This is a genomic window from Kibdelosporangium philippinense (assembly GCF_021390435.2).
Lineage (GTDB): Bacteria > Actinomycetota > Actinomycetes > Mycobacteriales > Pseudonocardiaceae > Kibdelosporangium > Kibdelosporangium philippinense.
Map to the genome: position 1 here is coordinate 1,491,507 of NZ_JAJVCN010000004.1, position 19,298 is coordinate 1,510,804.

At 65.2% G+C, this 19,298-nt stretch carries 22 protein-coding genes; 8 read left to right on the forward strand and 14 right to left on the reverse strand.

Annotation, left to right across the window (positions count from 1 at the left end):
- Positions 1 to 286: 286 nt before the first annotated feature.
- A complete protein-coding gene (locus LWC34_RS49880; protein WP_233722400.1) occupies positions 287 to 1,675 on the forward strand; it encodes an IS1380 family transposase in 1,389 nt (462 codons plus the stop codon).
- A 764-nt stretch (positions 1,676 to 2,439) separates the two neighbouring features.
- Here the strand turns inward: LWC34_RS49880 and LWC34_RS49885 are convergent.
- The 4 genes from LWC34_RS49885 to LWC34_RS58485 are packed head-to-tail and all read right to left on the reverse strand — an operon-like array spanning position 2,440 to position 4,056.
- Complete coding sequence (locus LWC34_RS49885) at positions 2,440 to 2,721, reverse strand: DUF4235 domain-containing protein (RefSeq protein WP_233733141.1); 282 nt, start codon at positions 2,719 to 2,721, stop codon at positions 2,440 to 2,442.
- Positions 2,721 to 3,059, reverse strand: a complete 339-nt coding sequence (locus tag LWC34_RS49890; RefSeq protein ID WP_233733142.1) for a DUF3618 domain-containing protein — start codon at positions 3,057 to 3,059, stop codon at positions 2,721 to 2,723. Before LWC34_RS49890 ends, LWC34_RS49885 begins: the two co-directional genes overlap by 1 nt.
- A complete protein-coding gene (locus tag LWC34_RS49895; protein ID WP_233733143.1) occupies positions 3,056 to 3,454 on the reverse strand; it encodes a phage holin family protein in 399 nt (132 codons plus the stop codon). The genes LWC34_RS49890 and LWC34_RS49895 overlap by 4 nt, the downstream gene beginning before the upstream one ends.
- A 32-nt stretch (positions 3,455 to 3,486) precedes the next feature.
- Positions 3,487 to 4,056 carry a CGNR zinc finger domain-containing protein gene (locus LWC34_RS58485; protein ID WP_233733144.1) on the reverse strand — a complete coding sequence of 190 codons (570 nt, stop codon included), beginning with the start codon at positions 4,054 to 4,056 and terminating at the stop codon, positions 3,487 to 3,489.
- 134 nt (positions 4,057 to 4,190) lie between these two features.
- Here LWC34_RS58485 and LWC34_RS49905 point away from each other — a divergent pair, with 134 nt between their 5' ends.
- The 3 genes from LWC34_RS49905 (at position 4,191) to LWC34_RS49915 (ending at position 6,752) form a co-directional block, all read left to right on the forward strand.
- Positions 4,191 to 5,579, forward strand: a complete 1,389-nt coding sequence (locus LWC34_RS49905; RefSeq protein WP_233723285.1) for an IS1380 family transposase — start codon at positions 4,191 to 4,193, stop codon at positions 5,577 to 5,579.
- Positions 5,580 to 5,772: 193 nt separating this feature from the next.
- Positions 5,773 to 6,447, forward strand: coding sequence for an AzlC family ABC transporter permease (locus tag LWC34_RS49910; protein WP_233733145.1), 675 nt, complete (start codon positions 5,773 to 5,775; stop codon positions 6,445 to 6,447).
- On the forward strand, positions 6,444 to 6,752 hold the full coding sequence (locus LWC34_RS49915; protein WP_233733146.1) for an AzlD domain-containing protein: 309 nt from the start codon (positions 6,444 to 6,446) through the stop codon (positions 6,750 to 6,752). The genes LWC34_RS49910 and LWC34_RS49915 overlap by 4 nt, the downstream gene beginning before the upstream one ends.
- Here LWC34_RS49915 and LWC34_RS49920 read toward each other — a convergent pair.
- From LWC34_RS49920 to LWC34_RS49965, 10 genes are all read right to left on the reverse strand, one after another.
- The gene (locus LWC34_RS49920; protein ID WP_233733147.1) at positions 6,674 to 7,351 is read right to left on the reverse strand and encodes a DUF998 domain-containing protein; all 678 of its coding nucleotides are present in this window, start codon (positions 7,349 to 7,351) and stop codon (positions 6,674 to 6,676) included. The genes LWC34_RS49915 and LWC34_RS49920 overlap by 79 nt on opposite strands.
- 70 nt (positions 7,352 to 7,421) lie before the next feature.
- A complete protein-coding gene (locus LWC34_RS49925) occupies positions 7,422 to 7,982 on the reverse strand; it encodes a dihydrofolate reductase family protein (protein WP_233733148.1) in 561 nt (186 codons plus the stop codon).
- A 60-nt stretch (positions 7,983 to 8,042) separates the two neighbouring features.
- A complete protein-coding gene (locus LWC34_RS49930) occupies positions 8,043 to 8,684 on the reverse strand; it encodes a UbiX family flavin prenyltransferase (protein WP_233733150.1) in 642 nt (213 codons plus the stop codon).
- On the reverse strand, positions 8,677 to 9,459 hold the full coding sequence (locus tag LWC34_RS49935; protein ID WP_233733152.1) for an IclR family transcriptional regulator: 783 nt from the start codon (positions 9,457 to 9,459) through the stop codon (positions 8,677 to 8,679). Before LWC34_RS49935 ends, LWC34_RS49930 begins: the two co-directional genes overlap by 8 nt.
- Before the next feature lie 21 nt (positions 9,460 to 9,480).
- Positions 9,481 to 10,923, reverse strand: a complete 1,443-nt coding sequence (locus LWC34_RS49940; protein ID WP_233733154.1) for a UbiD family decarboxylase — start codon at positions 10,921 to 10,923, stop codon at positions 9,481 to 9,483.
- On the reverse strand, positions 10,908 to 11,636 hold the full coding sequence (locus tag LWC34_RS49945) for an alpha/beta fold hydrolase (RefSeq protein WP_233733163.1): 729 nt from the start codon (positions 11,634 to 11,636) through the stop codon (positions 10,908 to 10,910). The genes LWC34_RS49940 and LWC34_RS49945 overlap by 16 nt, the downstream gene beginning before the upstream one ends.
- On the reverse strand, positions 11,633 to 12,091 hold the full coding sequence (locus tag LWC34_RS49950; protein WP_233733164.1) for a (2Fe-2S)-binding protein: 459 nt from the start codon (positions 12,089 to 12,091) through the stop codon (positions 11,633 to 11,635). Before LWC34_RS49950 ends, LWC34_RS49945 begins: the two co-directional genes overlap by 4 nt.
- On the reverse strand, positions 12,088 to 14,334 hold the full coding sequence (locus tag LWC34_RS49955) for a xanthine dehydrogenase family protein molybdopterin-binding subunit (protein ID WP_233733165.1): 2,247 nt from the start codon (positions 14,332 to 14,334) through the stop codon (positions 12,088 to 12,090). The genes LWC34_RS49950 and LWC34_RS49955 overlap by 4 nt, the downstream gene beginning before the upstream one ends.
- The gene (locus LWC34_RS49960) at positions 14,327 to 15,181 is read right to left on the reverse strand and encodes an FAD binding domain-containing protein (protein WP_233733166.1); all 855 of its coding nucleotides are present in this window, start codon (positions 15,179 to 15,181) and stop codon (positions 14,327 to 14,329) included. The genes LWC34_RS49955 and LWC34_RS49960 overlap by 8 nt, the downstream gene beginning before the upstream one ends.
- Positions 15,163 to 15,741, reverse strand: a complete 579-nt coding sequence (locus tag LWC34_RS49965; RefSeq protein WP_233733167.1) for an SRPBCC family protein — start codon at positions 15,739 to 15,741, stop codon at positions 15,163 to 15,165. The genes LWC34_RS49960 and LWC34_RS49965 overlap by 19 nt, the downstream gene beginning before the upstream one ends.
- A gap of 225 nt (positions 15,742 to 15,966) precedes the next feature.
- Here LWC34_RS49965 and LWC34_RS49970 point away from each other — a divergent pair, with 225 nt between their 5' ends.
- Genes LWC34_RS49970 through LWC34_RS49985 form a run of 4 tightly spaced genes read left to right on the forward strand, consistent with a single transcriptional unit; the run spans position 15,967 to position 19,259 of the window.
- A complete protein-coding gene (locus LWC34_RS49970; RefSeq protein ID WP_233733168.1) occupies positions 15,967 to 16,932 on the forward strand; it encodes an ABC transporter substrate-binding protein in 966 nt (321 codons plus the stop codon).
- Positions 16,933 to 16,958: 26 nt separating this feature from the next.
- Positions 16,959 to 17,750 carry an ABC transporter ATP-binding protein gene (locus tag LWC34_RS49975; RefSeq protein WP_233733169.1) on the forward strand — a complete coding sequence of 264 codons (792 nt, stop codon included), beginning with the start codon at positions 16,959 to 16,961 and terminating at the stop codon, positions 17,748 to 17,750.
- A complete protein-coding gene (locus LWC34_RS49980) occupies positions 17,743 to 18,519 on the forward strand; it encodes an ABC transporter permease (RefSeq protein WP_233733170.1) in 777 nt (258 codons plus the stop codon). Before LWC34_RS49975 ends, LWC34_RS49980 begins: the two co-directional genes overlap by 8 nt.
- The gene (locus LWC34_RS49985) at positions 18,516 to 19,259 is read left to right on the forward strand and encodes an ABC transporter permease (RefSeq protein WP_233733171.1); all 744 of its coding nucleotides are present in this window, start codon (positions 18,516 to 18,518) and stop codon (positions 19,257 to 19,259) included. Before LWC34_RS49980 ends, LWC34_RS49985 begins: the two co-directional genes overlap by 4 nt.
- The last annotated feature ends 39 nt before the right edge of the window (positions 19,260 to 19,298 follow it).

Sequence of the window (19,298 nt, forward strand, 5' to 3'; positions counted from 1 at the left end):
ACGAGGTTTGCCCGCCACTCGCTCTCAGCGTGGCTGGTTGCCGTCGAGCGCCGCTCGCGCGTTCAACTCACCACAAGGAATGGTGGACACGCGCACTTCGTGCAGGTTCCCGTTCGCCGCGCTCCGGGGCCCGGCCACAGCCAACGCGAAGTGGGTGATCCCTTAGCCTGAATCCACTGATGAGTGGGTGTTCGGGGCGGCGTGTTACAAGTGAAAGTGCCTTCTGACCTGTGATAATACGAGTTACTGAGGCTCGATTATCACCCGGGGATGGAAGGCACTTTCAGTGAAATTATCGCACAGGTGGTCGCGGGCGGCGGTGCGGTTCGATGAGGAGAATCTCGTGTCCTGCGCCGGGATCGTGCCGGTGATGGCGCTGGCCGAGCGGGCGGGCATGTCGGAACTGGTAGCGCAGAAGGTAGAGATCACGAACGCTCCGATCCCGTCGACTGGGGCCAGCCCGGCAGGCAAGGTCGCCTCGATCGTCGCGGGGATGCTCGCGGGCGCGGACTGTATCGATGACCTGGACGTGATCCGCCACGGCGGGATGAAACGTCTGTTCACCGGGGTGTACGCGCCCTCGACGCTGGGATCGTTTCTGCGCTCGTTCACCCACGGCCATGCGCTGCAACTGGCCGCGGTGCTGCGCGCGATGCTGGTGTCGCTGGCGGCGAAGACCCCGGTGCTGGCCGGGGCGGATCAGATGACCTTTGTGGACATCGACTCGCTGCTGCGCCGCGTGTACGGCACCCAGAAACGAGGTGCGCGGTTCGGGCCGGCCAAAGTCGGTGGCTACCAATTGTTGCTGCGAGGGCTCTCGCCGCTGGTGGTCACGATCTCCACCCGGCTGGCCGCACCCCTCGTCGCCGCGATCCGTCTGCGGGCAGGCAACGCCGGTTCCGCGCGGGGCGCGGCGAGGTTACTGACCCAAGCCCTGAACACTGCGAAAGCCGCCGGGGCACGCGCGGGACGGATCCTGGTCCGCGGCGATTCCGCCTACTACGCCGGCACAGTGGTCAGTGCCGCACGCCGCGCCGGGGCGATGTTCTCGATCACCGTGGCGACCAACCCGTCAATCCAGGCCGCCATCACGGCGATCGCCGAGGACGCGTGGGTCGCGGTGCGCTACCCGGGTTCGGTGGAAGATCCCGATACCGGCGAGCTGATCTCTGACGCCGAGGTCGCCGAGACCGGCTATACCGCCTTCGCCGGAACCCGCCACGTCATCACCGCCCGGCTGGTGGTACGCCGGGTGAAGGACAAGAACTCCGAGAACGCCCTGTTCCCGATCTGGCGTTACCACGCGTTCTTCACCAACACCGAACTATCCACAGTAGACGCTGATCTCGCCCACCGGCAGCACGCGATCGTCGAAACGACCTTCGCCGACCTCATCGACGGCCCGCTGGCGCATCTGCCATCGGGGCAGTTCGACGCCAACGCCGCGTGGGTCGTCTGCACCGCCCTCGCCCACAACCTGCTGCGCGCCGCAGGCAGCCTCACCAGCACCTTCCACGCCAAAGCCCGCGGCGCGACACTGCGCAAACACCTCGTCTGCGTCCCAGCCCGCCTTGCCCGCCCTCAAGGCCGCCCGGTCCTGCACCTACCCGAGCACTGGCCCTGGGCCGAGGCTTTCACCACCCTGCACACCGCCGCCAGCCCACCCGCCGCCTGACCTTTTCTTCACCACCCGCCCGCCAGGGCCCGACCGGAGACCTCCCGTGGACACGCTGGACAAGCCAGCCGTTTCACCATGCCCACCACCAAAACCCAAGATCCACACATGACCAGAACACCCCGGAAGATCAACACAAGGTCTATCGGTGGATTCAGGCTTAGAGGCCATGGACAAGGTGGGCAAGTCCTAGTGGGCCAGCGCGAGGTGGGCACGCATAAGGTGGGCCCCACCCCCGGACACCGGCGGGAGGCGGGGCAGTCACGGCAGCCACTCGTCCACAGTGGACACCCAAATGAGCTGTAGCGACCAGCGAGGGGAAAGTTAGGCGCGTTCAACGCCGTCAAGGTGGCCTTCACGGCATCCCGCCCTGTCAGAGGTAGGACACGTGTGACAGGGCGGTACAGGTGGGACTGTTGAGGCGAGTTATTGGTCCACAGTAGACTTAGCGCGGCCGGCCCGAGCTGGGAAGATCGGGACCTGCACCGCCAAGGTAACCCTCTTTGATTGGGAGCCGGCGCGTGGCCCACCATTCCGACACGGTGAGTCACACTGTTCGACTCGCCACCAGCCCAGCTGGGCGCCGCTGTGCACCGCGAGCGTTCAACTCACCACACGGAACGGTGGACACACGCACTTCGCGAGGTATCCCGTCGCTGCGCTCCGGGAGCCTGGCCATAGCCAGCGCGTGGTGGGTGAACTCTCAGACGGCTTGATCAAGGTGGTCAAGCCCGCCGGGCTCACACACGATAGACAACGAATGCTCAGTCTGTTTTGGATGACTTGTCGCCTGGCCATTCGCCGGTCATCTTGCGGTATCCGACGGCGCCGCCGCGGTCGACCGCGGTTTTGACCAGGCCGAAGACTGCGCCTTGGACGGCCGCCGCTGCCAGTACCTCTGTCCAGCCGCGGTCTTCGTCTGTCGCGCTTGGGGCTTCGTCGTCGCCCGTTATCGTTTTCCATACCTTGGCGAAGACCGCACTCGCCGCGATTCCGCCCAGTACTCCGAACAGTAGGCCCAGTGGCCGGTACAGGAGTCGCAACATCAGCTCTTTCGCCTCCTGCGCGTTACCTTTCGGAGCACGATCAACGACGCCATCGCTCCGGCCACGAAGGCGCCTGGGCGCTTCTTGACCGCGATGATCAGCCCCCTGGCTTTCTGGGCCGCTGGTTCTGGCAGGTTGTCTATTTTCTGCTGTGCTTGCTCCGAGACATGCGCTGCTTTGGTTTTCGCGGTTTCCAGCACTTCGGCCGCTTTTTCTTTGCTACGGGCTGGCACGTTTGCTTTGTATGCCAGCGCTTCCGCTGTGTCGCCGAGTTCTCGGCGGGTGCGTTCTATGTCGGTCCGGATGTCGTTCACTTCTGATTGCCGGGCGTCGCTCATCGGTGCATGCCCTCCTTCACGGTCGCGATGTCCGTCTTCACGCCCTCAGCCGCTTCTTGGGGGATTGGCGGTGTCGCCGCGTTGATCTGCTTGCGGCCGACCAGCGATGCCACGCCGGCGATCAGCAGTAGCGCCAGTCCGATCAGCAATGCGGCCAGCCATGGGGCGAGCACCAGTGACAACGCCAGGATCCCGCTGGTGATCAGGGTGGCGAGGGCGAGGAACGCGAACAGTCCGGCCCCGCCGAACAGTCCCGCGCCGATCCCGGCGCGTTTGCCTTTCTCGCCGATCTCCTTCGCCGCCAGCCGCATCTCGTCGCGAACCAGATGCGAGATCTGTTCGGACGCCTGCCCGACCAACTCCGAGATCGATCGATCATCGGTCCTACTGGACATGGTCAGCTGCTCCTTCCCGTCTTGAGCAGTGACTACCCGTTCGGCAGCGGCTCAATCGGGGTTTTGGACCGCTGATAGTGCCTACGGGCCCGTTCGCGGTTGCCGCAGTCCTGCGAACTGCACCACTGCCGCGAATGATTCCGCGTCCGGTCAAGGAAAAGCCAGCCACACCCAGGCCCGGAGCACTGCCGGACCAATGCCGCGTCGGGCGAGCGCAACAATTCATCCGCTGTCAGGGTGAGGGACGGAATTACGTCTTCGACCCGATCGACAGGCACGGTCCATCGCAACGGCAAGGACGGTGGAGCAACAGCCAGACTATGCGCGGCCGACAACCACGCGCTGAACTGGGCGACATCGGCGGGGGCGGGCGCGGTGAGCAGCCGGTAGAGGGTCTCCCTCAGTTCGCGCAATGGCTCAACCAAGGTTGAGGAACTCGCAAAAGAGCCCAGCTCGGTCCGCGTCAGCCACAACGGCAGAAAGTCGGGTGCGGTCAGCCGATCGAACGTCCGGGCCTGGTCAAGCCGCCACGACACCGTGTTCACCAGGTCGAGCGCGACGTTCCCGCCGAGTAGGTGGTAGCCGCGCCAACTGTCCGTCACGCCGAAAATACTAACCCAGGTGTTTCACGCGGATAGCCGCGACACGAGCCGTAGATAGAACGAAGTGCCTGCCCTGTAAGGGAAACTGGGACTTGTCTAGGGTCCAGGTTCTCGAACGGGAAGGCACTTCGCGGATGAAGCGTATCGAACGGTCCCGCCGGGTCAAGGTCAGCGCGGACGGTACGGGTGTCGTGTCGCATGCCGGGGTCGGAATGCTGCGGGAACTGGCCTGGGATACCGGGCTGGTGAGCGGGATCAGCACTGCGCTGGCCGACACCTATGCCGGACGGTGGCAGCACGCGCCAGGCCGGGTGTTCACCGACCTGGCGGTCGCGATCGCAGATGGCGGCGACTGTGTCTCCCACATCGAGGTGTTCGGCGACCGGCACGAGGTATGCGGGCCGGTCGCGTCGATGCCGACCACCTGGCGGATGCTGGACCGCGTTGACCCGGCCCATCTGTCCAGGGTGCGTGCCGCGCGGGCAGCGGCACGGGAACGGGCCTGGGCCGCCGGCGCCACCCCGGACCTGACACAGCTGCTGCGGATCGATTTCGACGCCACAGTCACGATCTCGCACGCGGAGACCAAGCAAAACGCGGCGAAAACCTGGAAACGCACGTTCGGGTTTCACCCGTTGCTGGCGTTTCTGGACCGCCCGGAGGTCTCCGGCGGCGAGGCCCTGGCCGGGTTGCTGCGTCCGGGCAACGCGGGCAGCAACACCGCCGCCGATCATGTCACCGTGCTGGAGCAGGCGTTGGCCGCCCTGCCCGAGCACGCCCGGCCTCGGCCGGGTGACCCGGACACGGTGCGGGTGGTGGCCCGCTCGGACTCCGCCGGCGCCACCCACGCCTTCGCGACGGCGTGCCGGGATCGTGGGGTGTGGTTCTCCTTCGGGTTCCCCGTGGACGCCCGCATCCAGGCCATCGTGGATGAGGTGCCCGACCAGTGCTGGCAATCCGCGATCGAGTCGGATGGCGGGATCCGGGACGGCGCCTGGGTCGCCGAGGTCACCGGCCTGCTGGACCTGACAGCCTGGCCGGAAGGCTCCCGGGTGCTGCTGCGCGCCGAACGTCCCCATCCCGGTGCGCAGTTGCGGTTCACCGACGTCGACGGGCACCGGATCACCGCGTTCATCACCGACATTCCCGAGCGGGTGATCCCCGGTCAGAACGCCGGGCTGGAGCTTGACCACCGCCAGCACGCCCGGGTCGAAGACCGCATCCGGGAAGGCAAAGCCGCCGGGCTGCGTAACCTTCCCTGCCGGGGGTGGGATGAGAACGTCGCCTGGCTGGAAACCCTGCTGGCAGCCACGGATCTGGTGTGCTGGGCCAAACTGCTCGGGTTCACCGGCACACCGGAGTTGGCGCATGCCGAGATCGCCACCTTCCGCAATCTGGTGTTGCACGTGGCCGCCCGCATCACCCGCAGCGCCCGGCAGGTCCGCCTCCGTATCGACCGGACCTGGAAATACGCCGATGCCATCGCCGAGGCGTGGTTGAGGATCCGTGCCGCGTTCACCTGACCCGTCCACCCTGTCCCGACGACCCGAAAGACCCCGGAGCGGCCGACACGACAGCAGGTCGGCGGCATGCTCGCGCCTATCTCTCGAATCGCTCGCCGCGAGATCAACCAGACTCAACACAAGATCATCCCGGGATCACATGAAACACCTGGGCTAACACCCTAAAGTGCAAATAGGGTGTTAGCGTAGCGCCATGGCAACGACCGAAAGTGGTTACGCGGCCGGTGTGCGTGTCGGTCTCGGAGTAGGCGTGCCGACGTTCGTCCTGGGGGTTACCTTCGGAGCCTTTGCGCATTCGCTGGGCTGGGGGATCCTGGCGCCGGTCGTCTGCTCGTTAGTGGTGTTCTCCGGCTCTGCGCAGTTCGCGCTCGCGACCTCACTCGCTGGTGGCGGCGGCATCGGCTTGGCCGTTGGTGCTGCTGCGATGGTCAGCGCGCGCTTCTTACCCATGGGCGTCGCGGCCGCGCGGGATCTGAAAGGAGGCCGCCTGCGGCGTGCGTTGGAGGGGCAGGCCATTGTGGACGCGTCGTGGGCGGCGGCGCACAAGGGAAGCGGCAAGTACGACCGCGAGAAGATGATCTCGGCGACACTGATCCAGGCGCCCGCGTGGGTCGGGGGAACTCTGCTCGGCGCGCTCACCGCGCCGTCGGCCGAGATCATCCACCGGTTCGGCCTCGACGTGGTCTTCCCGGCGTTCTTCCTGTTGTTGCTGATCGACGAGCTGCGCCAGTCCGTCCAGGCCCGATGGGTGGCCGGGATGGCAGCGGCGCTGGCCGCGGGGCTCACGCTGGTGGTCCCGGTCGGTTTGGCGATCATCGGATCGGGCGGGGCGGCGTTGATCGGGCTGAAGGCGGTGAACGACCGATGAGTTCAGTGTGGACAGCGATCTTGCTCGTCGCGTTGATCAATTTCGCGATCAAGGCGGCAGGTCCGGCTTTGCTGGGGGATCGGCCCTTGCCTGCCCGCGCGGCAGCTGTGATCGCGTTGTTCGCTCCGGCGTTGTTGGCAGGGTTGGTTGTGACTGATGTCGCGGGTCCTAGTTGGACTGAGGCGGATTGGACAGTCGCAGCTGGACTGTCCACTGCGGCGATCGTTTACCTCTGCCGTGCACCAGTTCTTGTCAGCGTTGCCGTCGCCATTGTGGTGACCGCGTTGCTCAGAGCGATTGTTTGACGCGAGCGGGCGAGCAGGAGGATCGAGCAGATCAGTCCGATGTCGACAGCGAGCGTGATGCGCTGGGTGAGGCCGACCGGAAGGATCGTGATCAGCTCGGACAGTGCCGGGATCTTGCCGAGTAGGTAGAACGTTCCAAACAGGACAAGGCTGCCGACGCTGTAACGAGTCCAGCACATCACTGTGGCATCACGCTTTGCCTTGAGCACGGAGAACCCGATCGCTGGGACACTCAGAAACGCAATCACGCTCGCGTACTGATGGATCTCGCCGCTGAGGTAACTGGCCGACGGACCATAGGCCGGGAACACGGCGGCGAGCGCGAGTCCGCCCGACCATAGTCCAAAAAGGACTCTCGTCGTACGACTGAGCGGCACGTCAGCTTCGGCGAGCGCGCCAAGCGTTGTCACAGAACCGATGGCGATCAACAGAATGCTGAAAGCCAACAACCCCGGTACGAGGTCAGTGAACGCGTACGTGGAAACCGGCTCCACGAGTGGATTGCGGCCAATGACCACGTGCAGGACGACGAACGAGAGCACGCCCCAGATGATGGCCACAGCCGAGATGATCAGCCATGGCTGATGTCTGTTCGTCATGCGTCAAGCGTCGCGGAACGGGCCAGGGCAGCCAACCCTGCGAACTCCCCAACCTCAGGTGGAGATATCCCTACCGGACCGCGTAACGGGAGTACGTGATCCCACCGCGGAACGCCTTCGTTTCCACGTGGCGCAGCCACGACAGCTCGAAACCCTCCGGAAACAGCCGCCGCCCCTTGCCCTGTACAACGGGATAGACGAACAACCGGTACTCGTCGACGAGCCCAGCCTCGATCAACTTGTGGCACAGGCGGATGCTTCCGGTGATCACGATGTCCATCCCCGGCTGCTGCTTCAGCGCGCCCACTGCCGAGACGGGATCACCGGACAGCACGGTGGAGTTCTGCCACGCCGGGTCGGTCATCGTCGAGGAGATCACGTACTTCCGCACACGGTTCAGGTAGTCGGCCACACCGGTTTTGTCGTCGGTCAAGGTCGGCCAGTAGCCGCGCAGGTCCTCGAAGGTCTGCCGACCGGTCAGGAAGGCATCGGCGGTGCTGTCCTGTCGGTGCAGCTCAGCCAGGAGATCGCTGTCATCGGCATCGCCTTGACCCTGTGGATCGAACCAGTTGCCGAGCATTTCGATCGAGCCGTCAAGGGTGATGTTCTGGGTGATGGCGAGCGTGCGCACGAGCTACTCCTCCGGGTTCACTGGTCGCTTGACAATGCAGACCAGCGTAGGAGTGAAAACTCATCGGTTCAGCGAGACGGCCATCCGGGCGGCGCCGAGCGTCCCAGTCCAGCGCTGGTAGAGGTCGTGCTCGACGTCGCACAGGTCCAGCACCCGGCCAGCCATGAAATCCACGAGCTGGTCGACGTCCGTCGACCCGGCGTAGAACGCCGGACTGGCTGGCATGATGACCGCGCCCTCCAACGCCAAGGTTCGTAGGTTGTCCAAAGTGGATAACCGCAAAGGCGTTTCCCGCAGGACGATCACCAACCGGCGGTGTTCTTTCAAGGTCACGTCGGCCGCGCGTTGCAACAGGTCCTTGCTCGTGCCCGCGGCGATCCCGGCGACGGATGCCGTGGTCGCGGGCACGATGATCATGCCCTTCGTGCGATACGAACCACTCGCGGGCCCAGCGGCGATGTCCCCGGCGGACCAGTACCGAACGGCACTGACATCACGGCCGATCCAGGTCCCGACGTGCTCCTGCCAGTGCTTGTCGCGCACGCCCCGGCCGGTCTCATCGAGCAAGGTCAGCCTGGCGGCTTGGCTGATCACCAGGTCCACGTCCTCGCCCGCGTCGATCAAGCCGCGTAACACGGCCGCCGCGTAAGGCGTCCCGCTGGCGCCGGTGATACCGACTAACCAGGGCTTGCGATCAGTCATCCGTGACCTCCGGTGGTTTCATGCCGCCGGTACGGGCGGTAATCCGATCCGCGCACGCGCTCACCATGGCGCCGATGCGCTGCACGTTGTCCTCGTGCAGCTCGGTGAAGAACGCGAGCGAGCACACCACCCGCGTGACCTGCCCACGCCGGTCGAACACCGGCGCGGCGACACCGCTCTGAGCCATGTCGTACTGCTGCAGGCTCGTGCTGAAACCGCGTTTGCGGGTCAGCGCGAGCTGCGAGTGCAGCGAATCCAGGTCGGTCACGGTGTGCGGGGTGAACTGTTTGAGGCCGAACCGGGCCACCAGGTCATCGACCTCGGTACGCGGCAGCCACGCGTGAAACGCCTGCATCAACGCGGGCGCGGAGAACGTGAAGTCCTCGCCGACACCCACCGTCACCCGCACGCCGACCTGCCGTTCGGCCTTGGCCGTGACCACGTAACCGCTGGAGCCGTCCGGTGATGCCAGGAAGACGATGAAGCCGATCCGCCTGGCCAGGTCGTCGATCTCCTGCTGGGCGACGGTGGCCGCCATACTGTCGGTCACGCCGGTCAAGGTCAGCAGCTTGGGCCCGAGCATCCAGCCGCCGCGCTCGCCGGTGGACGTCACCCAGCCGGCCCGCTGCAGCGTGGCCAGGATGTTGTAGCACGTGCTTCGGTTCAGCCCGAGGTCGTTGACCAGGTCCCTTGGCGCGACCGGGTGCGGCCACTCGGCCGCGAGCCGCTCAAGGATCCGGACCGACGACGCGACCGCCGGAACGTCACTCGCCACGCGAATCCCCCTTAATGATCGTCAGGGCGCGAACACCTCGGCCCACCGGTGCAGTACCGACTGTAAGTATTCGGGATCGCCGCTGGACACGGCGGGGAAGTCGGCCTTGCGCTCGAACGGGCGTGTCGCGTCGATGACCGCCCTGCTGTTGTACGGCGGCGCACCGTCGAGCAGCATCGGGTCGAGCTTGCTACCCCATGTGCCGGGGATGATGTCGATGTCCTTGGCCGGGTCACAGCGGGTGCTCATCGCCCACACCACTTCACCGAGGTCGGCCGGGTCGACGTCGGCGTCGACCACGACCACGAACCGGTTCATGTACGCCGCTGCGGGCAGCTGCGCGGTCAGATGCCCGACTTGCTTTGCTTGTCCGGCATACCGGTTCTCGATGGACACCGCGATGAACAGCCTGCCGCCGCCGGATTCGTGCGCCCACGCGCCACGGATCCCGGCCACACCCGCGCCGACCAGTGCGTCTTCGATCATCGCCGACTTCATCACGGTCCGCATGTACGAGTAGTCGTGCGGCGGTTTCCCTGGCGGCGCGCCCAGCTGGATCGGGTCGTCGCGGTGGTACATCCGCACGATCTCCAGCGCGGGCGCCGGGCGGCGCTTGCCAGAGTAGTAGCCGGTCCACTCGCCGAACGGGCCTTCGTCACGCAGGTGATCCGGCCGCAGCCAGCCTTCGATCGCGACCTCGCTGCCCGCGGGGATCGGCAGACCGGTTTCCGAACCGATCAGCACGGGCACACGCTGGCCGATGATCGCGCCCGCGTAGTCCAGCTCAGAGATCCTTGCCGGCACCTCGGTGCCACCGGTGATCAGCAGGATCGGGTCGTGGCCGAACGAGACCACGACCGGTGCCTTGCCGTGCCGCTCGAACCAGCGCTGGATGTGTTGCGCGCCATGCTTTCCCGGCACCGCGTTGATCGTCGCCGACCGGCCTTCGTCCTGGACTTCCATCCGGTAGCAGCCGCCGTTGATCGTCTCGTCCTCGGGATCACGGGTGATCACGAAACAGCCCGTGCCGATGTATCGGCCGCCGTCGCCCGCGTGCCAGCGGGGGACGGGCATGGACAGGAGGTTCACGTCCGGTCCATCGATCACGTTCTCCAGCAACGGCGAGTCGGTGACTGTCTCAGCGGGATAGTCGGCGGCCGCTGCTGCCCACCGGGAAGGCTTGCCCCGCAAGGCCGCGACCAAACTGACGTCGTCGAGGTCGTCGCCGAGCCGCAGGGTATGCCCGAGCCTGCGCGGGGAGCCGGTGCTGCCGGTCAGTACCCGGTTTCCGCTGCCGTATCCGGTGATGTCGTCGAACAGCAAGGCTTTCGAGTGAGGCTGGCGGTAGCTCAGTTCGGCGATCGCGCCGAGTTCGACGTCCCAGTCCGCGCCTTTGACGTGCCGCAGTTCTCCGAAACTCTCGACCTTGGCGAGCCAGGACCGCAGGCTCAGTACCGGTTCCACGGCCCCTCCTTACCGAGCAGGTAGTCGGCAACCATCTTGAGCGCGCCCGGTTTTTCGAACAGGCTGAAGTGCCGGGCCCCGCCGAGCGTCACGAGGTTGGCGCCTTTGATGCCGTCCGCCAAGGCCGCTGCCATCGCTGGCGGGGTCGCTTGATCGTCCTCGCCGACGACAACCAGTGTCGGACAGGAGATCTCGCCCAGTTTGTCGCTCGCGTCGAAGTCACCGAGAGCTCGGCAGGCCTGGGCGTGTGCGTTGGAGTCGGTCGCCACGAACAGTTCCACGACCCGAGCGATCTCAGCGCTGTTGGTGAAGTCGGGGGAGAACCATCGGTCCACTTGGAACTCGACCTGCTCCCTGCGCGGCTTGGCGACCGCGGCTTGAGCGCGCTTTTCCCACTGCTCCTTGCGATCCGGGCCGTAGCTTGCCGTCGTGTCAGCCAGCACAAGCCGTTGCACGAGCTCCGGGTGCCTGATGGCGAGAGCGATCGCCACACAGCCGCCCATCGACATGCCCAGCACCGGAACCGGCTCGGCGATGAGCGCTGCCACATCGTCGGCCAAGTCCTCGATCGTGAACGGCGTGCCGTCCCATGCGGATTTTCCGTGGCCGCGGGCGTCCGGTGCGAGCACTTGGGTGTGTGGTTCGAGGATGTCGATCAACGGGCGCCACAGTTCCCCGGACTGTGCGAGGGAGTGCAAGAGGACAATGGTCATGAGGGATTCCGTTCCGCCGCGGTGGCCACGGCTTTGCGAATCTCCGGGTACGTCCCGCACCGGCAGATGTTGCCCTCCAGGTGATCGGTGATCTGCTCGGCGGTCGGCCTTGGGTTCTCGGCGAGCAACTCGCATGACATCAACACAAACCCAGGGATGCAGTATCCACATTGGGCGGCGTCACAGTCGACGAACGCGTTCACTACGGGATCGTTTTCGTCAAGCCCTTCCACGGTAGTGACTTCTGTGCCCTCGTACCGCAACGCCAACGCCAGACAACTGGACACGCTCATACCGTCCACAAGCACTGTGCACGCGCCACAAGCGCCAACACCGCACCCTTCGCGGACGCTGAAGCAGCCCACCTGCTCGCGCAGGGCATCGAGGAGCAGAGTCGATTCGTCGACCGTGATTCGATGCTGGGTTCCGTTGACTGTCAGCGTGATCTGCTTCATGAGCGCTCCTCCAGCGCGGCGACGATACTTTCCGGAGTCATCGGCAGCTTGGTCAACCGGATGCCCAAGGCGTCCCGGATGGCGTTGCCGATCGCGGGCGCGACGCCGAGAATCCCGGTCTCGCCAACGCCCTTGGCGCCGAATGGGCCACTTGTGTGCGGGCTCTCCACCACGATCGGGGTCAGCCGCTCCGGCAGGTCCCGAATGGACGGCAGCTGGTAGTCCAGCAGCGTCCCGTTGATCAACTGGCCCTGGTCGATCACCAGTTGGTCGAACAACGCGTGCCCGATGCCCATGATCGCCGCGCCGGAGAGCTGCTGCTCGACCAGCAATGGGTTGATGGCCTTGCCGACGTCACCCGCGACGGCCAGATGATCGATCTTCACCCGCCCGGTGGCAGTGTCCACAGAGATCTTCACGCCGACCGCCCCGGCGAACCAGTGCTCGGTCACCTTCTCCGAGCGCCCGGTTTCCTTGTCATACGGAACCCACGAGGACGTGTAGTTTGCCTCAGTGGTCACGGTGGCGCCGCGTGCTCCAAAGTGTCCTCGGATCAGCTCGGGAATCCCGGCGGGGTCGTAGCTGCCGCTGAACAACTCGGTGAGCTTGGCGCGCATGGCTTCCGCGACTCGGCGTACCGCATTGCCTGTGTGGTAGGTGGAACGGCTGCCCGCGGTGATTGTGTCGTAGGGCGTCACGTCAGTGTCCGCTTTGACCACATGCACGCGGGCACTGTCCAGTTCGAGGACGTCCGCGACTATCTGGGCCATGATCGTGTCACTGCCCTGTCCCATGTCCACAGTGGAAATCATCAGGGTCGCTGACCCGTCCTGATTCAGCTGCAGCACGGCATTCGCGATCGTCGGCGTCAGCACGGCTTTCACGCCGACGGCCACGCCCTTGCCGCGACGGATCCGCCCGGTGCCACGGTCGAGAGGCGCGTCCCAGTCGATGGCCTCAGCCACGGCGTCGAGACAGCCGACGAAGTCCGCACTGTGCATTTTGGTGCCCATAGGCGCGATGTCGCCCTCGCGCAGCAAATGCCGCAGCCGGAAGCGATACGGGTCCTCGCCAAGTTCGTGCGCCAGCTCGTCGATCAACGTCTCGTGCGACCAAGTCACTTGCGGCACACCGAAACCGCGGAACGGCCCGGCCGAAGGTTTGTTGGTGTAGACGCACCGCGAGTGGATCGTCGCATTGGCCACTTTGTACGGACCTGCGGCGATCATCCCGGACTTCGCCGTGATGCGCGGGCCGACATCGGCGAACGCGCCGGTGTCGTAAGCGACATCCGCGTTCGCGGCTATCAACTCGCCATTCTCGTCAGCGGTCAACGACGAGGTCACGGCCGCGCCATGCCGCGTGGTCAGCAGGAAAGCTTCCTCCCGCGACGCCACAATCCGGACTTTGCGCTGGAAAAGCCACGCCAGGGCAGCGGCAAGGGGCTCGAGCCGGTCGTACATCTTGGCGCCGAAGCTCCCACCCAACGGCCGGGTCATCACGCGGACCCGGCTGAGCGGCACATCCAGCAGGTCAGAGATGGTCTGCCGGACGTACGACGGGGTCTGGGTGGTGGTGAGCATCTCCAGCCTGTCGCCTTCGACCCAGGCGACCGTGCACGGCAGTTCAATCGGCACGTGATGCGTCGGCGGCGCCCAGAATTCGCCTCGGACCGTGTGCGGCCCTTCCGCCTTGGCGTCCCCGGTGCGCAGGTTGTACTCGTAGTTCACGTTCGTGTCGCGTACGCCCCGCAGATGCCGCAAGTCCCCGAACACCGCCGAGGGCTTGAGTTCCTCGTGCACGAACGACTTACCGGCCAGCGCGGTCTTCAAGTCGTAGATCGGGTCCAGTTCGTCGTAGTCGATGTAGATCGCGTCCACGGCAGCGCGCGCGGTCGCGAGGTCCGCCGCGAGCACGGCGGCGATCGGCTCGCCGACGTATCGCACCTTGTCGTAGGCAAGGGCGGGCTGATCGGCGAACGCGGGGCCGGTCAACAGCCTGTCGCCGAACTGTTTGTACAGGTCGGCACCGGTGGCTACGGCGTACACGCCGTCCATGGCCAAAGCGTCTTCGACGTGTACCGCCCGGATCGTGGCGTGCGGCTGGGTGCTGCGGTGTACGGCGACGTGCGCGCACGGGCCCGCTGCCTGGTCTGCGACGTGTCCCAATGCGCCGCGAACTCGTCCCCGCATGTCGAACCGGGCGCGCCGGTCACCCACGTGGCCTGCGGTTTTGTCAGCCATCTGCCAGGTCCTTCCACGCGCTGCGAACGGCGTCCTCCACGGCGATCCGGCCGAGCCTGCGCTTGTAGGCCACGCTGCCACGGACGTCCGGGATCGGGTCGAGCGCCGGATCGACGGCCGTCAAAGCCGCGTCGACCGCTTCTTGATCAGTCAAACCAGTGGCATCGAACGACACAAAACGCGGCACAGGAGCGAGCGCGCCAAGGCCGATGCGCACCTCGCGGCGAGGAGAATCCACGACCAGCACGGCAGCGGAGGCACACGGCCAGTCGTTCTCGCTGAGGCTGCTGTACTTCACGAACCGCCCGGAACCCGTTGGCTGGGTGGGAATACGCACAGCCGTGACCATCTCGTCCGGTGTGAGCGCGGTTTGCTGGAAGTCCACGAAGAACTCGCGTGCCGGGATCCGACGGGTGCCGCGAGTAGACGTCGCGTCGATCGTGGCGTTCAGCACAAGCAAAGCCGTTGGGGGATCAAGCCTGTAGTCGCCGTGCGCGATGTTCCCGCCGACACTGGCCGTGTTGCGCACGCGCGGGTTTGCCACGAGATGGTAGGCAGAGGCCGCAAGGGGAGAGGTCGCGCGGACGCGCTCGTCTGTCTCCATGCGACGGACGGTCACCATCGGGCCGACGCTGAGTCCATTGTGGTCGGCTGTGATCTCGCGCAGCCGTGGGATCCTGGACAGGTCGACGAAGTTGTCGGCGAACAGGATGCCTTGTTTGATCAGGATCTGGATCGCCGTGCCGCCGCCGTAGACCATCGGATTGTCAAGGGATGCCAGCAGGGAGCACGCTTCGGTGAGCGTTTCGGGCCGGTACAGCTTGGGCATCAACGCCGCCTCAGCCACGCGATCAACGCGACAACAGCGATGACCGCGGCCGCGATCGGCAAGGCTCGTGAATTCTTCTTGGCCGGTAGGACTTCCGGCTCGACGACCGCCTCCGGCTCGCCGCCGATGACGCGGGCCAAGGATTTGGCGAACTCCAGCTCCACTTCCCGGCTGCGTCTGCGGATGATCGGCTCGCCGAGCCTGCCGAGCTTGCCCCACAGTGCCATTTCCATCTGATAGCCGATGATCGAGTTGTCCGTCCCGTCTGGCCGGACGGTCAGCGTGGCGTCGATCTTGATCGAGCTGCCCAGCTTGCGGTCCTCGCCCTTGAGCACCGCGTTCACCTCGGCGGGAGTGTCGTCGCCTGGCTCAGTGACCGACTGGATGGCCGCCGAGAACGCGGCGGAGAACCGTACGTGGGCGATCTCGTTGACCAATAACCCTCGGTACGTGCTGTCGTCGACGCGCGTGAGTTCCGTGCAGCCGGGGATGCACGACCGCATCGTGTCCGGGTCGAACAACAGCGGGAACACCTTGCCTGGCGGCGCGGGTACGGGAAATTCGGACGCGAGCTTCATGGGATGCCTCTAGACCGTTGGAGAAGACAACCAATCCTTCATAGAGGACAGTAAGAGTGCGGCCTGGCGGGTGTCAACTACCTCGGTGATAGCGGTTGAGCTGCGGATATGATCATCCGAACCCGCTGCGTAACCGAATCGAATCAGGTCTTGACGCTCGTTTCGGCGGCTACCTACTATCCGCTCCACAGGACAGGCTGTTCGATATACGGGTCAGGAGTCCCTATGGTCAGCACACGTCTCACCCTCATCGCCGGGGTCGTGGCGACGATCGCCTTAGCCAGCTGCGGCGCGGGCGGAGGCACCGGGGCTTCCGGTGGAGGTGATCCAAGGACACTGCGGATCGCGCACAACTCGAACGCTGCCGCGCTGCCCGTCCGGGTCGCTGAAGCGAAGGGCATCTTCGCCAAGCACAACCTGAAAGTGCAGCTGACCAAGGTAGAAAACCTCGGCACCCTGCCCGGCGCTGTCGGCAAATCCTTCGACGTAGCGCTGTCCGTGCCAACAACCCTGATCACCGCGGCCCAACAAGGCATCCCGGTAGCGCAGGTGGCCGGGGCCACAGTGGACATCGAGCAGAACCCGACCGCTTTCCTGATCGGATCCCGCAAGGCGGGTGTGTCGAAACCCAAGGACCTGGAAGGAAAAACCCTGGGAGTGCTCGTGGAAACCGGCACAACCCACGTGGCGACCAAGGCGTGGCTGAAACATGAAGGCGTCGACCTGTCCGCAGTGAAGATCGTGCAAGTGGACGGACCCGCGCAGGCCGATCAACTGTCGTCAGGCCGGATCGACGCAGTCGAGACGGTGATGCCGTTCGCCACCAACATCTTGCGCAATCCGGACGCGGCCGACCTCGGGGACCCGTACCTGAAACTCGCGCCAGAACTCTCGGCCATCCTGTGGATAGCGCAGCGGGACTTCGCCAGCAAGCAACCCGAGGTGATCAAGGACTTCCGTGCCGCGCTGGATGAAGCCCAGACCTTCATCGCACAGAACGACAAGGAAGCCCGCCAGGTGCTCAAGGACTACACCGGCCTGCCGGACGCGGTGATCGCGGGCACGAAGCTGCCGACGTACACCAGCGAGGTCCGGTCCGAGGACCTGCAGGTCTGGCTGGACACCATGCGCGAGGTCGACAATTTCAAGACGGATATGGACCTGAAAACCCTTGTCGCCCGGCAGAACTGAGCACGCGAAGAGTACCGGCGGAAGGCATGACTGTGACTTCAGAGTTGACCGAGCAGAGCCTGGCCTGCCAGGACGTCGCCGTGACCCTGCCTGGTGCGTCCGGTCCCATCGATATCCTGCGAGACGTCCGGTTCTCCGTGGCCAAGGGCGAATTCGTCTCAATCCTCGGCACGTCCGGCACGGGCAAGACCACCCTGCTGCGGGTGCTCGGCGGGTTGCTGGCGGCGTCCGCGGGCAAGGTTTCCTGGCATGGCGTCGACGTGACTGGTCCGCCTGCGGGTGTGGTGACTGTGTTCCAGGATTACACGCATTCCCTGCTGCCGTGGCGGACTGTGCGGCGCAATGTTGCCCTTGGCATCGAATCCCAGTGTTCACGGGAAGAACGAGACTCTCGGGTGGACGCCGCGTTGAGCATGGTCGGCCTGGAGAAACGGGCGGACGAGTATCCGTGGCGGCTTTCCGGTGGCATGCAACAACGTGTCCAGATTGCCCGTGCGTTGGCGATGAAACCGCAAGTTTTGCTGATGGACGAGCCGTTCGGTGCCCTTGACGCCATGACGAAAGCGTCCTTACAGGACCAGATGCAACAGGTACAGGAACTGACTGGGACAACCATTGTCTTCGTCACGCACGATGTCGAAGAAGCCGTCTACCTCAGCGACCGTGTTCTCGTGTTGCATGGCAGTCCGGCGAACATCGGTCTGTCTCTTGAGATTCCCTTGGAACGACCGCGTCATCAGGTGAGTACCAAGGAAGATCTGAGCTATCTCGAACTGCGGCACCGCGTCTACGAGGCATTGGGGCACGGGCATGGCTGAATTATGGCGCCGCATCAACGTTGTCGGCGTGGCGGTCTTCGTGCTCGGTCTTGTCGTGTGGGAAGTCGGTGTCCGCAGTGGACTTCTTGACTTCGCCTACTTGCCGCAACCATCCGATGTGGTCAGTGGACTGGCCGAATTGGTCAGTACCGGTGAACTGCAAACCGCGCTCACCCACACCCTCACCGCGGCGTTGACCGGCTGGCTGTTGGCCGGTGTTACGGGTGTTGTGGCGGGCAGTGTGCTGGGGCTGGTTCGGCCGGTCTGGCGGTATTCGATGGCCAGCCTTGAGGCGCTGCGGGCGTTGCCGATCGTGGCGTTCGTGCCGGTAGCAGTCCTGATCTTCGGTTTCTCCGCGCAGATGGAGGTCGTGGTCGCGTGGTACGCCGCGCTGTGGCCGATCCTGTTGAACACCATCAACGGAATGGGTACCGAGCAGCGGATGCTCGAATCCGGCAGCGTGCTGCGGCTGTCCAAGGCCGCTGTGCTGTGGAAGATCCGGCTGCCCGCGGCCACCCCGATGATTGTCGTGGGGTTGCGGCTGGGACTGTCCATTTCGCTCGTGCTCACGCTCGTTGCCGAGATGACTGGGAATCCGGCTGGGCTTGGGTTCGTGCTGGTTTCCAAGGCGCAGGCGTTACGGCCGGATGAGATGTTCGCCGGGGTCGTGGTGATCGGTGTCGCCGGTATCGTCCTGAATGGACTTGTCATGGGCCTGGCCCGGTTGGTTTTCCGTGGCCAGATGGCCGCTGCCGGGGAGGCACAGTGAAAAGCACACCGGTAAGGGGACTGTTACCGCTCGTAGTCCTGCTTGGACTGTGGCAGCTTTTCGGCGACCCGGAATCGCCGTACTTCCCGCCGCCCAGCGAATGGGTGTCGGCCGTGCAGCCGTTGGTGGACAACAGCACGCTGTGGGACGCGATCGGGGCAACCGCGCTGACGTTCCTCCTCGGCCTGGTCCTGGCGACCGTGATCGGTTCAGCCGTGGGGACGGTTGTCGGAGCCAGCAAGCCGGTGGACCGGGCACTGAGCCCCAGCCTGGAGTTCCTGCGGGCACTGCCTGCGGCCTCGCTGGTCCCAGTGGCCGCACTGATCCTTGGCTACACGACGTCGATGAAGCTGGTCGTGGTCGTACTGCCAGCAACGTGGCCGATCCTGCTCGCCTGCCGGACCGCCCGACGCTCGCTGAGCCCAGTTTTGCTGGACGTGCCCAAGACGCTGGGACTGTCCAGATGGGAACGGGTCACCAAGATCCTCACGCCCGCTCTGCTGCCAGCCGTGCTGTTGGGTGTCCGGGTGGCTGCGCCGCTGGCGTTGATCATCACCTTGCTGGTGGAGATCATCACGAGGGTTGACGGGCTTGGCGCGGTTCTCGGCGCTGCCCAGGCGAATTTCCTGTCCGCGCAGGTCTACGGGCTGCTTGTGGTGACCGGTGTGCTGGGATACGTGGTGAACTGGATCGTCACAAGGGGAGAGACCGCGATCAGCGGACGGATGCGTCCGAACTAGGTGGACCACCAGGGGGAAACAGCGACAATCCTGAGTGGA